Source organism: Oligoflexus sp., from assembly GCF_035638955.1.
Taxonomy (GTDB): domain Bacteria; phylum Bdellovibrionota_B; class Oligoflexia; order Oligoflexales; family Oligoflexaceae; genus Oligoflexus.
In genome coordinates this window covers 1-13,598 of sequence record NZ_DASQYZ010000221.1, presented here as the reverse complement: position 1 = coordinate 13,598, position 13,598 = coordinate 1, and the positions used below count along the sequence as shown (strand labels likewise).

The following is a 13,598-nucleotide window of genomic DNA, read 5'->3' as shown; positions in this document are numbered from 1 at the left end:
AGACTTCAGCTAACTTGAAACTTTCCCCTTTCAATGCCAGCTAACCCTACTAGGCCTTGGCGCGCGATTTCTTTTTGGTTGTCTTCTTGCGCGGAGCCGCTTTTTTCCTGGTGCTGGATTTCGCTGTTTTCTTCGTAGCGGTTTTTTTCTTAGCGGTTTTCTTTTTTGCTGCTTTTGCTTTACCTGCAGCTTTCTTTTTAGGAACCTTGGCCCCTTGCCGAGCTTCAGACAGACCGATGGCAATCGCCTGCTTTCTGCTTTTTACCTTCTTCCCCGAGCGACCGCTCTTCAATGTCCCCTTCTTCTTCTTCATGGCCTTTTTCACGGAATCCTGAGCCTTCTTATCTGAAAACGGTAAGCTCCCGCCTTATCCGAAAGGAATTTGCCGAACACATTCAAAAATATTATTGGAAACCGATCTTTTGGAGCAGGACATATTGCCTTCTGACCGTTGGCAGCGCTCCACTTTCGGTGCTCAAGCAATACATTGAAAATCAGGCCGAAGTGGAATAGGCCGCTCACCTCGCTTGGCTCGGATCACGGCAGTCGGCTTTCACCACCAGCCAAACCCGTCTGGTTCCTCGCCGGCTCGGGACGGGCTACGGCTGGAGTACTTGCCGACAATCCGATAGGAAACTATTCAAGAGTTGCTCGCCCGAAGAATGCCTCAAAAGCACGCGTTTGTCAGACTCTGTTTTAGGGATGTTCCGAAGCTCCAGGAATGTCGCGCTATCCAGACGGTCCCGATGCGGCCTGGAGAATAACCCCCGGAAAAGAAACCCAACGAGCATGCTTTTCGCCCATGATCAAAACCGTTCCAGACGGGGAAAATAATGCCTGGCGCACATTTTTCTTAACTCTCTCGCCCTAACTGCCGAAAATATACACGTCCCTTCCATTTCATCAGGACTGTACCTATGGCAAAAATCCCCACTCCTTCTCCGGAATCCAGGCAGGCTGAACAGGGTTTTTCCCTAATCTCCGTACTGCTAATTATGGGTATTGTGCTGCTGGCCATTTTGGTGATCACACAGTCAAGGGTTAATCACCAAAGCACGCAGAAAGCGATCAAAATCAAGCAGTCCTATACCGATGTCAACCAGGCCCTGATCAGCGACCTGGTGAGTCTGATCCACAGCAACATCGCAGGAGCAGCTCCTTGTATTAATGTCGGTACGATCACAGCGAATATGATCGGCCTGAACGTGAAGGAAAGTTCCGCGCCCGCTTATGTTTATACCAATGCTGTTCCGCTCAGCCCAGGTTCGCCGACGCTGCATAGCGAGGCTCAAAAACGTTGCGCCACACCCAGACTGCCAACCAACGGCAACAATGATACGGATAACAAGGCCTACTTCTGCGTACGCCTCGGCAAGGATACTGCGGCCCCCAAGGATTCGATCATGAATGCTGACCTGGCGTTTGCTGAGGTGGCCCTCGAACTCATCGACCTGCAGACCCAAAAGGCGATTTCCTGCGCATCCTATGTCAGCAAAAAGACCGATCCCAAGGATGGTTCAGCGGGCATGGCGGTGACCATGGGCCTTTACTGGCAAGCCAAGGTGGGGACCCGCATGACCTATTCGCAAAAAGCTCTGAGCTACATTGCCAACCAGAATTGATCGGTGAGGAGATGGGCATGGCCCGTAAACGTCCAGCAAAATCCGGCTCGGGGAAGCAGAAGATCTCAACTGAGTATCTGTTGCTCGGCGTTCTGGTGATCGGCATCGCCTTTGTCATCCTGCGCGGGAAAAACACGACCATCAGCATGCAGGCCGAAACTCCGCCCGCGGTCGAGGGCCAGGGCAATCCGGTTCAGGTCCTGCCCTCGCATCAGCCTCCCGTCGATGTGCGCAAGTATCAGGACGAACTCAATCAGCAGCGCGCTCAGTTTGCCCAGGCTCGATCCCTAGGGTTAAAATCCATGCCCTTGAAAAGCCAGGGTGATACCGTAACCATTCCCTTGGTCTTTGCCCCCAATAAGGTCTGGTGCCAGGGCGGTGACCTCGACACCATGCGATACGCAGCGAAAAGCGACACCAACAAGGAATTTCTCATCACGTTGGAAGCCATCGGCCGCGGTGGAAAGAACCCCTTCGTCCGGACCAGCCTCAAGGAACTCCAAAAAGGTGTGAGCTATAGCTTTACGATTCCAAAACCCAAGGACACAACCGCCTACGGTGTTTATATTTGTACCGATGGTCGCAAGGAAAACAGCTGTCAGCGCAAAGGCATCGAAACCCATAGCCAGGCCAGCACGGAGTTGGCTGAGGATCCCAATAAAGCTCGCAGCGAGGACAGGGTTTTCTTTTTTCAAAACCTGGTGATCGACAGTAAAAAAGTTGAAGCCTATCGCACGGATGATTTTAGCAGCGACTTTCAAAGATCCATCAGCAGTCATCTGATCAAAAAAGGTCTGAGCGCTTCCGAAGTGCAAACCGCCTGGAAGAACAATACGACCTTAAAATCATCTCCTGTTGATAGGCGCAAGGATAAAATAGTTTTGAGCCTGCCCTATAACGATCCGCGCTGCATTCAAGCCAAGAAATAATCAACGCCGTACGGAGAACACCTTCTTTTTGCGGGTCACTTCCAACTGTTCGCCTTTGTCATCGATGGCAAAAAGCAGGTACTCGACCGAGGCTCCGGCACTCGTGCGTCTCGGATTCAGATACTGGGCACAGCTGAGGTTATGGCCCGTTTTCAAATCAATCAGCTGAATGGAAACCTCAGTAAAAATCAAGGGTGTATGCAGAAAACTCGTCTTGGGTGCCTTCAAATCACGCTCCACCTGCAGGCAAAAGTGAAAACGCCCGCCGGTCCCCAGCAAAGACAAAGGACAGCGACTCAGAGCCGCGCCTGCGAAACTACTGGCAGCCATCGATCCATGAAAAAGGTTATCCCAGGCCGCCGCCGATAGACCCTCTGTAGGGGCCGACCGCGCCTGCCCTACGCTGCTGGTCAAACTTCTTAGATAAAGGTGCGAACGGAAATATTCGGCTGGATCCGCGCATGGCACGGACGTTTGTACGATCTTGGTGCGGACAAAACTTGTCAAGGCATCCTGCAGGGTCTCCTGCAGAGGCACCATTTCTTCCAGGGTTTTGGCAGGGCGACGCTGCCGTGACGTAAAACTTAGGACGAGAATGAACACCGACGCCAGCGCAACGCCCAACAGCACGCTGACGCGGGTAAAACCGTTTTCGTTAAAAGAATTTCGTTTCAATGTCATAAAAACAAATATCGGCTTATCCAGGTTTCTGGCGCCGACTGTTTGATTAGTTCATTGATTTGGCAGTGCTGGGGAAACTTTTACCGGCCGTCAGAGTCTTAAGCCACGTTCTCTTGGCGAACAACTTTGGGCTCTTCCTGCTCTTTTTCCTTGATACCGAGCTGATCCTTGATGATCTTCGCGGCCATGGGGCGGTGCAAAAGGAAGCCCTGGATCAGCTCTATGCCCATTTCTTTGAGCACAGCGGCCTCTTCCCAGGTTTCCACACCTTCAGCCAGGATGGTCGTATTCAGAATCTTGGCGGCGGTGACCAGACCTCGAACGTAGGCCTGCTTCACGGGATCCTTATCGATCTCCTGAATCATGCCGCGATCGAATTTGATCACATCCGGACGAATCTTGATAATGCGTTCCAGGGACGAATAACCTTTACCGAAGTCATCCGCCGCGATCCCCATATTATGACGTTCCAGATGGTCGCGGGATTTCAGCATCAGATCCAGGTTATTAATGGCTTCCGATTCGGAAACCTCAAACATACAGTGTGGAATGGCATCAAAATGCAGCTTCAGGCGATCGATGTAATACAGATTCCGTGGCAGGATGTTGACCATCAGCGTCCCAGGCAGCTGGGTTGCTGACTTGGCGGCCTGTTTCATACAGGCCTGATCCAATTCCAAAGCCACATTCGTATATTTGGCCAGGGAGAAGAGGACGTCCGGCCGCAGATATTTGGAATCGATGCCGCTATCAAAACTGTTGTGGCTCGCCACAGCTTCCTGATTCACGCGGATTAAGGATTCAAAACCAAAGATATGTTGCTTTAAAGGCGCAATGCTCTTCTGCTCAGCAGCTTTTTTCACGGTTTCATGGTCGATGTTCTGCAGATAGAAGACAGCCTGGTAATGCGCAGTGAGCAGGTCGTCGGATTGAATCAGCGTCTGCATCAGTTCCCGCTGCCGTTCCCGGCCGCGTTTCAACTGGGCCTGCGCCATCTGCTTGCTGGCTTCAAGGCCATTATCCAATATCTCATGCACGTCAATACAAGGATTATTCAGCACACCAAAGAAACCCACACCCAGCAAAGGAATGGTCTGCACGCAGTCCGGAATGCGGCGCGCATTACGCGGCGCGAACAGTTCCTGCCACATGGCGTTATTAATGCCGTTGGTCAAACGATCGGCGACTTTTTCCAAAGCCCCGGGATACGGCAAACCACCGGTCTCACGGGATCGGTTCATAAAGATGAGATACGAATTGCTGGTGGCCGAGCGGCGGCAGAGCACATCGCTTTCGCGAATGCAGCCGTGCACACCCCAAAGGTTGAACAGCACATCATGCAAAACGCGCTTCATCTTATTATAGACATCGATACCGTAATCGACAGAGATCTTGTTGAAACCGGAAGCATCCAAAGTCAGAATTCCCAGCCCGCCGAAGTTCTTCAGCATGGTGATGGGTATCTGTGGATTATAGAATGGGATAACCGTGCTCCGCGCTTTCAGCCCTTCCGTGGGGCTCCCCGCGAAAAAGGCAGCGGTGGACAGGATTTCATCATACTGATCTTTGGTAAGAATTGTGACGTGATCGGTGAAGTTATCCGTCTCACGGACCTGGCTTTCCTCTTCAAAGCGCCTATCTCGGATCACCAGAACAGAGACGCGGCGACCCAGGGCATTGAATATATCGAGGTTGGCTTCGCGGGGGATCCCGGGAGCCTCATCATCAGCTATGACTGCGGTGACTTCGGGGTTGTAGCATTCGCGCAGGAAATTGGGATCACTCAGCTGAATAGCTTTTGCTTTAACTCCGCGCTGGGCAAGATCTGCGTTGAGCTTCTTTGCGAGTTCTGTATGTTTCGTCGCAATCAGAATCATCTAACGACTTCCATAGCAATTCATGGGGGGACGCCGAGCTAAGCCAATCATAACCTCTATCGGACCTTGTTTTGAAAAGTTGAGGCATAAAGCACCTTTCCAGATTTTAGCCCAAAGGTCGGTCATTTTAGGTATAAAAACCAGGGGGAAAGCTGGACTTCGGTTTTCGCTCCTTGCATATTAGCGGACTGGTAAGAATTGGGCTGGAGCCGAGGGGGATTTTTCATGAAGGCGGAAGTTTCGACATTTGTTAGAAAACTGCGGCAGGATGCACGAAGCCTGGGTCGGATCCTGGCCTTGCCAGAGAGTGAAGATCCACGGGTGTTGGAAGCCGCCTGGCATTTGCTGAGTTTTGGTGCGGCTCGCAGCATTCAACTCTTTGGTGAGCGCGATCATATCCTTGAGATCGCCAAACAGAGTGGCATAGCTCTGCAAAGTTACCAGCAGGCCCTGCGTTGGTCAGCACCTTCTGATCAAGACATGATCCAAAAAACTCGTGATCATTTTCAAGCCCGCGCCGCAGCTCGTGGCAAGGCACTTGCGGCCAGCGAACTCGCGGCCATCGGACCAGCTCCCCTCGATCAATCCGCTTATCTTCTGGCTACGGGTCAGGTCGATGCGGTCGTCGCAGGCTGCGTGGCCACCACGGCTGATGTGATTCGTTCCGCGCTACGGGGTGTGGGACTGGCTGAAGGCAACAAAACGGTAAGCGGATCGTTTGTCATGGTCCGTGACAGGCCCGATGAACCGAAGCAGCATTTTATGTTTGCCGATTGTGGTGTCGTGATTGATCCAACTGTGGCGCAGCTTGTGGATATTGCCAGTGCCACGGTCACCACCCATCAGGCTTTATTCCCTGGTGAAGCTCCGGTCGTAGCTTTTCTTTCGTTTTCCACCAAAGGCTCAGCGCAGCATCCTCAGGCGGAAAAGATGGCCCACGCCGCGGCTGCCTTTCACGCGCGATACCCGCATATTTTAAGTGATGGTGAGCTGCAGTTTGATGCCGCCTTTGTTCCCGCTGTCGGTCAACGCAAGGCCCCAGGGAGCCCCGCGGCCGGTCGCGCCAACTGCTTTATTTTCCCTGATCTGAATGCCGGCAACATTGCCTATAAGATCACTCAGCGTCTGGCTGGATTCGACGCCTACGGGCCCATCCTGCAAGGAACAGCCAAACCCTTCAGTGATTTATCCCGCGGGGCCAGCGCCCTGGATATCGCAGTATCCGGCCTGATCGCGATGCTGCGGGCCCATCCTTCATAGGGGAACCCGCCACCTGTAAGCCGCCATGAGGTGGCCTAACAGCGCGCGGTTCAGCAGCGAGCCGACCCATGACTCGCGGTTCCGAAGCTGCAGCGAGCCAACCCATGGCTCGCGGTTCGGACAGTCGCAATGGGTTGACGCAAGGCCTGAATTTCGCAACCCATTCCCCCAATCCTTCAGAAGGTCCCGCCGACTTCCGATAAAAAGTATTGGTTTACGAGTCACCTCAGCAAGGAAATGTCCATGTTGGTCCCAAGAATTGCCATTCTGGTTTGTTGTGCTGGTCTCGCATCCTGCGAGCAGACCGCTTTACGCGGGCAGGCGCAAAAAACCAACACGGTGGCAAACGACACCAAGGACGCGGATCCTGATGATGAGAAGGTCGATCCACCTAACAATATCAGTGGCGCCTACCTGCACTGCGTAACCGAACAGGAGCCCACCGACAGTACACCGGAAGCTCTCATCGGTTGCCGTTTTGATGACGCCGCCGGCAATCGCCTGCCCGCTCTGTCACTGGCAGCTGACTTCAACTATACCTATAGAGCGTTGAATAATCCCGACATCCAGGTTTATGCGAAAGACCTGGCCGGTGACGCACGTTACGACGCGGCCTATCTTTTCTTCGGACCCAATCGCACAGCCCTGCTTACGGCTGTTCAGAATACTCAGATCCTCGTGCAGCTGAAAGTTGCCAATGCTACGGGAACCGACGTGCTCCTGGGTGATCAAATTCGCGACATCGCCCGCGATAAAAATACCATTCCGGAAGCACCGAACAACGACTACAATCAGATTCGTAATGACATTCTTATCGATGCACAGCAGGGTCAGGTGACCCCGCCGTTGCCTTGAGATCGTGGATCTTCAGGGCGTCGTTCCTCTGCGTAAGGGCTCCGTTCCTTCATGATGACAATTGAACAGTATCTGCTGCTTTGTTTCGTAACACTCCTGATCGTTGGCCTGGGACTCTATTTCTGGTTACGGCAGCCGCCGCATCCCGGTCGTCTGCCGCCACGCCCTCTCGTTCCACCCGTTAAACTGCCGACCGAGGTTCTGCAATGGACCGATGATCTCCCATTCCACGACAGTGGTTTGCTCGATCAACAAAGTCCGAACTGGCGGCAAAGGATGAAGCGGGTGGGCCAAACCATTCAGAAGTCCGACGTCAAACAGATTTATTTTCTGCACGGCACCTTCACAGGCTCGGATCCCTTCAATGTGCTCCCACCGTTGAAAGGCCTGATGCCGCAGTTTGCCCAGCAATGGGAACAGATCATTGAAAACAAGATGAAACGCGCCGTGGATAAACTGGCCCGTGACATCGGCAATTTCCTGCCCGACTATGTGAAACTCTTTGAAGAAGCCACCGATCATCAGATTCCCTGCCATACCCTGCATTGGTCATCGGCCAATCATCATTGGGGACGGTTGCAAGGCGCTCTGCGGCTCATCGAAGATCTGCATCAGCGTTTTCCGAAAGGCCCGGAAGGTCGCATCCTTTTGATCGGGCATAGTCATGCGCGTCAGGTTTTCGCATTGTTCACCCAGCTTTTGAGCGACAGTGATCTGGGTCAGGCCCTGTGGAAGGTCATCGATGACGAGCAACTCGGTACAACCGACCTGCCCTTGATCGCCCGCGAGTTTTCGCACGGCTGCTATGATTTCGTCACGCTCGGCAGCCCCCTGCGCTATCCCTTTGCTGTCACCGATCGCATGCGGTTTTTGCATCTCATCAATCATCGGGGCAAAGGTGAGCTGGCGGAAAATATGCTGAATCTCTGGACGACAGCCGGCGGTGATTACGTTCAGCAGTGGGGCTGTCCAGGTTCCGATACGCTCGCCACGTCTCATAAGGAGCGGGTGATCAATCGCAAACTCGACGCTCTACTCGGCAAGGGCATCGACACACGGGTTTGGGTGCATTCTGTCGCTACCAGATTGCGAGTGGGTGATGTTGGACGGACTCTTCTCATAGATTACGGTGATCAGGGTGGCTTTAAAATTAACTGTCTACCCACCGTATTTGGTCATGGCATCTATACACGTTACAGGGTCATGCTGTTTAACATGGAATTGATTGCGCGCTATTTATACGAGTGAAGACTGGGGTTCAAAATCGAGCGAGAGAGAGGTCGGAGGGCAGCGTGAGGTTCTGCCCTTCAGAAGATTTAGGGGGACCTTATACAGGCCTTTAAGGATGGCTACCGCTGACAGAGGCTTTCACCTCAAGACACCCAGCCGCCGATAGCAGCTGAACAAATCAACGGGGGGAGAACGATAGTCCCATAATGTTAGTTTCGCGGCTGACATCATGGCGTCGGTCCAGGTGGCTTAAGACTCACCACTTGACCGCTCAGGTTCGGCCCGATATAAGGAGTACGATATGCTACTACCTTACAGTTACCCCATTTTTCGCTGTTCTTTTGGGGTAACTACTTTCCTCACCTACCACAAAAATCCAAACTCAACCCCATCCCCACATTTCTGCAAGGGCTGTTTATTTGGAGTTCTTTCGTAGCGTTGACTACCTGTTAGCGTTCTCCCAAACCCACCGATTTTCGTCAATGAACTATGAATTGCTGCCGAACATTTTCGAGCGGGGTGAGCACATTACTGGAATGCAATCGCTCAGCTTAAGCACATTTCATTTGCAATGGCCGGATGAATATGTTGTTCTTCTTAAAACATGATCGACAGTATTTGCCTCTTTCGCACGTTCTCTCGGCAGAGGATCCTGTCTTTTTTCGGCTAGGAAGCGCTAGGGCATGGTAAATGAACAAGCACTGCTGGCAGATCTAGTGGATGCAATCAACGCTTGGCTTCAAGGCAACAAGAGCCGAAGCCTTTCGAGCCTGGCTCGCCGCACAAACGTTGCTTATTCAACGATTCGGCGTATAGCTCAGAACGAAAGCGTTCCGCATCCCTATACGGCGCTCGCCATAGCCGAGATCGTCATGACTGTGCCCCAGCGTGTCGAGTTCCTCAAACAACATTTCCCAACCATCGGCAATCTGATGGAGGAGTGCTACAGCGGAGCCATACGCCGCGACCCTAACGAAGAATCCTTGCGCCGCTTCCTGCGTTTGGAACCGCACAATCGCATTTTTAATATCGCGGCCACCCGCGCCGGTACGAATCGCAAAGCGATTACGCAGCTGGCGGGACAAATGGGTATCGATGCTGCCGAAGAGATGCTGGACGCTGGTCTCCTGATCGAGACACCGGACGGCCGATTGAAGTATACCCACGACAGCTGGGCGCTCGGCAATATCGATGATGCCCTCGATCAGGTTCGTCATTCCACCGAACATTTCCAAAAAACTCTGGTCGGCACCGACGGTGCCAGTCTAATGCATGCAACCGGTGCGATCTCAAAAGAAATGGTCCCGCGCTTGAAAGAACTCGTTTTAAAGTTTATTAAAGACCTAAACGCCCTCAAAGACCTGCCAGAAGCGGAAGGGGGCATCCATTTCTTTTGTGATACGATGTACTCACTTTATGATAGACAAGAGTGGGATACAAAACAGGAGCTACTTGAATGAACAGGCTTATACTCGCGATTTTCCTACTGTTTTCATCACTCAGCGCCACTCAAAGCTGGGCTTCAGGATCGAACACAGTATTCCTGCCCGTGAAATCGCGTCAGTATTATATGATGACAGCCTCGAATGAAAACGTTGGCAATGCTCAGCTTCAGTCCTATATCGAACGGGTGGAAGAGCGGGTTTATATCGCTCAACTGACCGAGAGCGTGTTCAGCACAACGGCGTACTACGCTATGAATGGCTATGACGTACGCCTTGATTTCGAAGCCCTGGAGTCGATTACCTTCCGTTATTATGCAAGCGTGGATGCCATCATTGGCTTCACGTCCTATGACAATCCCGTCATACTGAATTGCGGGAAATAAGGCGCGATGCGTCTTTTGTTTGTCTGCTTGGGCAATATCTGTCGCTCTCCAGCCGCGGAAACCGTGCTGCGAGAGCTTCTGGAACGCGAGGGGCTGAGCCATGCCCTGACTGTGGACTCGGCCGGCACCCTCGATTATCACGTGGGATCGGAACCGGATCCCCGGATGCGCAAAGCCTTACGCGCCCGCGGCTACCAGCTCTGGAGCCGCTGCCGTCTTATTCAGTCTCAGGATTTTTTGGATTTTGATGTGATTCTGGCGATGGATCAGCAGAATGTACGTGAACTGCGCCGTATCTGTCCCAAGCCCGAGCTGATGAGCAAACTCAAGCTCGCGGCGAGCTACTGCACGCGTCATAGCGTGTCCGAAGTGCCCGACCCTTATTACGGTACGTCCGAGGATTTTGAACATGTGATCGATCTGGCTGAAGACTTCAGCCAGAATCTGATTCAACACCTCAAAACGCAGCGACCCATCAATTGAATGTGCCGCGTTGCGCTTCACACATGCCGGCTGCTGTGCCCTGGGAACCAAACGACCCATAATAGAACTGTGTGCTGGGCGCTGGTTTTTGACTGGTCGCGTCCAGCGAGCAGCTGCCTATTGTGCTGGCAGGACAGGCTGCCACAGCCCAGCTGTAACCTTCCGAACCCCGCAATTCGCATTCGCTTTGAATCGACGTCAGCGTGGAACCGGTGAGTTCCTGATACTGCGTGCAGAGCGTAAGCTCCCCAGCTTTCTTATAGGTGCAGGAAAAAGTCGAAGCGCTCGGTGTGCTCGAACTTTTATCATTATTGCAACCTGCGCTGAGCGCCAGCAGCAAAAGGCTTCCCTTAGTTATGCGGAATAACATATTCATGTGCGACCCTCAGAATGGATGATTGTCCGGCCCTTGGGACGATTTTAACATGGGGTGGCTTGGGCCCGAGTCGGCAGTTCCTGCTCGCCTTTTCCCGAACCCTGGGAGATTTTCACTAGGCCTCAGGCTAAACTAAGAGAGACAACCTCATATAAAATCTTCCCGGAGGAGGACCCATGCTCAAGTGGAGCCTAATAACCATCAGTTGGTTGCTTTCCCAACTCTGCCTGGCGGCCGGCACTTCCAAAAATTTGCCTGTCCTGAACTTTGAAATATCCGTGAATCCCGACACCGAAATGGGTCGCGTCGTCACCGGTTCCCTGACCAAGGTCGTCCAGGATTTAGGGTATGGCTTGCAGATAACGAGTTATCCACCCAAACGTGGTCTGATGGAACTCAAGGCAGGACGAGTCGACGGTTCGGTGGGCCGAGCCGGGAACTTCAATACCGTCCTCGGTTCCAAAGACTTCGTCCGGATCGAATTTCCTATGGTCGTGTTTCGTATTTCGCGATGGTGCCGGGTGGATAGGGACAAGTCCAAACCAAAGGTTCACGTCGGGCTGGGTCTCGGCTATTTGCTCATGAAGCTGCTGATGGACCATATGGATTCGGGCCGTGTTGAGATCCAAACACTGACCGATCAAAAAGCCGGCATCCAAATGCTGAAGGCCGGTCGTCTGGATTGCGTGCTGTCCAATGATCTTATTATGGAAACCCAAGGCTTATCATCGAACGATTTGAAGGATTTCGAGCGCTTTGACCTTATGACGATCGAGGCCTTTCCCTGGATTGCCAAACGTCACGAGCATCTTAAGGCAGGGATCGAAGCCGGGCTCAAGGCCTATCCATTTCCGGAAGCTTTCCGCAAGAAATTTCAGGATCTAAGTCCAGCGTGCGAAGGGTCTTTGAGCGTCCTTTGCCCCGATGGGGCCATATTCACGAAGCGGCTTGATTTCAGATAAAAACGATCAGCGGCGTCGGCCTACCGAAAATTGAAAAGATCGACTCTGGCCCGCATCATCCTGGACCTTCAACTCCAGGATATGATCGTCTTTATCGTCAAAGGTCATCAGCACCGAATTCCCATCCGTCTGCTTGCCTTCAAATGTCCAGGTATATCGGAAACTGTTGAGATTGATACCCGGGTTGGCGACGAAGTTATCGCGGGTGATGACGGTGTATTGAATCACGCCCCCTTTAGCGACCGTCCCCAGGTCCACGATCTGCGGCAGCGTTTTTTCGGCAAAGGCCGCGCTCCTTGAACCGGCGCTGTTGAGCAAAACCTGCAGGGAATTTTCCGTTTCCTTAGGCGCATCCACAATCGGACCCGTCGCATTAAACGAGTCGGCTTCAACCGCGACGCTGGTCTTCATTAAGGCCTGGGTATTATCAATATGTCTGGCGCCCAAAGAATGGGCGATCTCATGCGCGATCACATGGGTAAGCTTGGTTTTAATCGCTTCCACATTGCCCTGATCACGCAGATCCTTGGAATAGATAAAGAGGATATCATCGCCGGATCGATTGCCCAGATCCAAAGGCGCGATGCCCACCACCCGGGGGCGACCGGTAAAATTCGAACCGCCGATATGCACACGATTGAAAACATTGGCGATAGGCTTGGTAGTCGTGAGTTTAATATCAACGTCAGGAAAGAGGGCGACGAGGTTTTGCACCAAGGCGAGTTTCAGGACCTCGCGATCTTCTTTCGAACCAATATCGGCCGAAGTAAAGGGCGGTACGGTTACCTGATTAAGGCCGGCATTTTTTACGATAAAGGATTCAGCCGCGGTCACCGTGGCCCCTTCAAAATCCAACCAAAAAATACTATTAAAACGTCCAGTGCCAATAAAGCTTTTTTCGTTCATTTCGAACGGCGGAAGGTCGGCATCCACAAGTCCCTGTTGGTCCAACTCAGGCCAGGACACCCGCACAGGTCCCTGATCCTTCGGAACTTCGTCCTTGGGTGTGCCGCAAGCTGTCATCAAAAAAACCAAAGTTAGAAGCTGTGCATACTTGTTTGATATTGCGCCATGCATAGGGAATATCCTTGGCTGAAAGAGTATGCGGTCCTTATAAACCAATTCCCAAGTAAGTCAATAGGACTCTGCAGAAGCCCGCAAAATAGCCCCAGCCAACGTCTTGAAACCTGCACATCAGGTCCATGTTTTGGTACATCACCCCTCCAAAAAACCCTGGAATACCCTTGAAATGCAGTGGGGAAGCCTGCTGCGTGGCGGCATTGAATTTGCTTTGCGGGCCTTTGGTAGTAGCCCAACCCCAGCCGGAGTATGGACCATGAAAGCATCGGTTGTTCCCCAGGGCAAACGCATGATTAATTCTTGATCACTCTGGCCCTGTGAGGTGTGTCCTGACTGAATTCTTATCTATTCGTGTTATTCCACTGTAAATTCAGAGGTTTAGTCGTATCCTGATTTCCTTTTCACTCCTCAGTTT

General features: G+C 52.4%; 15 protein-coding genes and 1 pseudogene. 11 read left to right on the top strand and 5 right to left on the bottom strand.

Annotated elements, in window-relative coordinates; genetic code table 11:
• Nucleotides 1-49: 49 nt before the first annotated feature.
• Entirely contained in the window at nucleotides 50-313 is a 264-nt protein-coding gene (locus VE954_RS20260; protein ID WP_414699022.1) for a DUF6496 domain-containing protein, read from the bottom strand.
• Nucleotides 314-348: 35 nt separating this feature from the next.
• Here VE954_RS20260 and VE954_RS20255 point away from each other — a divergent pair.
• The 3 genes and pseudogenes from VE954_RS20255 to VE954_RS20245 all read left to right on the top strand — a co-directional run.
• Nucleotides 349-513, top strand: a pseudogene (locus VE954_RS20255) (transposase); the annotation flags it as partial.
• 404 nt (nucleotides 514-917) lie between these two features.
• Nucleotides 918-1,622, top strand: coding sequence for a hypothetical protein (locus tag VE954_RS20250; protein ID WP_324956119.1), 705 nt, complete (start codon nucleotides 918-920; stop codon nucleotides 1,620-1,622).
• Nucleotides 1,623-1,639: 17 nt separating this feature from the next.
• Nucleotides 1,640-2,551: a hypothetical protein gene (locus tag VE954_RS20245; protein ID WP_324956117.1), complete on the top strand. Its 912-nt coding sequence runs from the start codon at nucleotides 1,640-1,642 to the stop codon at nucleotides 2,549-2,551.
• Here VE954_RS20245 and VE954_RS20240 read toward each other — a convergent pair whose 3' ends face one another.
• Complete coding sequence (locus tag VE954_RS20240) at nucleotides 2,552-3,232, bottom strand: hypothetical protein (protein ID WP_324956115.1); 681 nt, start codon at nucleotides 3,230-3,232, stop codon at nucleotides 2,552-2,554. It lies immediately after the preceding gene.
• A gap of 98 nt (nucleotides 3,233-3,330) precedes the next feature.
• Nucleotides 3,331-5,109, bottom strand: a complete 1,779-nt coding sequence (locus VE954_RS20235; RefSeq protein ID WP_324956113.1) for an EAL domain-containing protein — start codon at nucleotides 5,107-5,109, stop codon at nucleotides 3,331-3,333.
• Nucleotides 5,110-5,334: 225 nt separating this feature from the next.
• Here VE954_RS20235 and VE954_RS20230 point away from each other — a divergent pair, with 225 nt between their 5' ends.
• From VE954_RS20230 to VE954_RS20205, 6 genes are all read left to right on the top strand, one after another.
• Nucleotides 5,335-6,369, top strand: a complete 1,035-nt coding sequence (locus tag VE954_RS20230) for a phosphate acyltransferase (protein WP_324956111.1) — start codon at nucleotides 5,335-5,337, stop codon at nucleotides 6,367-6,369.
• Between the two features lie 243 nt (nucleotides 6,370-6,612).
• Entirely contained in the window at nucleotides 6,613-7,224 is a 612-nt protein-coding gene (locus VE954_RS20225; RefSeq protein ID WP_324956109.1) for a hypothetical protein, read from the top strand.
• A 51-nt stretch (nucleotides 7,225-7,275) separates the two neighbouring features.
• Nucleotides 7,276-8,472, top strand: a complete 1,197-nt coding sequence (locus VE954_RS20220) for a hypothetical protein (RefSeq protein ID WP_324956107.1) — start codon at nucleotides 7,276-7,278, stop codon at nucleotides 8,470-8,472.
• Between the two features lie 665 nt (nucleotides 8,473-9,137).
• Nucleotides 9,138-9,914, top strand: a complete 777-nt coding sequence (locus VE954_RS20215; RefSeq protein WP_324956105.1) for a hypothetical protein — start codon at nucleotides 9,138-9,140, stop codon at nucleotides 9,912-9,914.
• Entirely contained in the window at nucleotides 9,911-10,282 is a 372-nt protein-coding gene (locus VE954_RS20210; protein ID WP_324956103.1) for a hypothetical protein, read from the top strand. The genes VE954_RS20215 and VE954_RS20210 overlap by 4 nt, the downstream gene beginning before the upstream one ends.
• Nucleotides 10,283-10,288: 6 nt before the next feature.
• On the top strand, nucleotides 10,289-10,765 hold the full coding sequence (locus VE954_RS20205) for a low molecular weight protein-tyrosine-phosphatase (protein ID WP_324956101.1): 477 nt from the start codon (nucleotides 10,289-10,291) through the stop codon (nucleotides 10,763-10,765).
• Here VE954_RS20205 and VE954_RS20200 read toward each other — a convergent pair.
• Nucleotides 10,758-11,141 (bottom strand): hypothetical protein, encoded by a 384-nt coding sequence (locus tag VE954_RS20200; RefSeq protein ID WP_324956098.1) that lies wholly within the window; start codon nucleotides 11,139-11,141, stop codon nucleotides 10,758-10,760. The genes VE954_RS20205 and VE954_RS20200 overlap by 8 nt on opposite strands.
• Before the next feature lie 176 nt (nucleotides 11,142-11,317).
• Here VE954_RS20200 and VE954_RS20195 point away from each other — a divergent pair, with 176 nt between their 5' ends.
• Nucleotides 11,318-12,103, top strand: coding sequence for a hypothetical protein (locus VE954_RS20195; RefSeq protein WP_324956096.1), 786 nt, complete (start codon nucleotides 11,318-11,320; stop codon nucleotides 12,101-12,103).
• Nucleotides 12,104-12,109: 6 nt separating this feature from the next.
• Here the strand turns inward: VE954_RS20195 and VE954_RS20190 are convergent, their stop codons facing one another.
• Nucleotides 12,110-13,180 (bottom strand): matrixin family metalloprotease, encoded by a 1,071-nt coding sequence (locus VE954_RS20190; protein ID WP_324956095.1) that lies wholly within the window; start codon nucleotides 13,178-13,180, stop codon nucleotides 12,110-12,112.
• A 172-nt stretch (nucleotides 13,181-13,352) separates the two neighbouring features.
• Here VE954_RS20190 and VE954_RS20185 point away from each other — a divergent pair, with 172 nt between their 5' ends.
• A complete protein-coding gene (locus tag VE954_RS20185; protein WP_324956093.1) occupies nucleotides 13,353-13,487 on the top strand; it encodes a hypothetical protein in 135 nt (44 codons plus the stop codon).
• Nucleotides 13,488-13,598 lie beyond the last annotated feature (111 nt).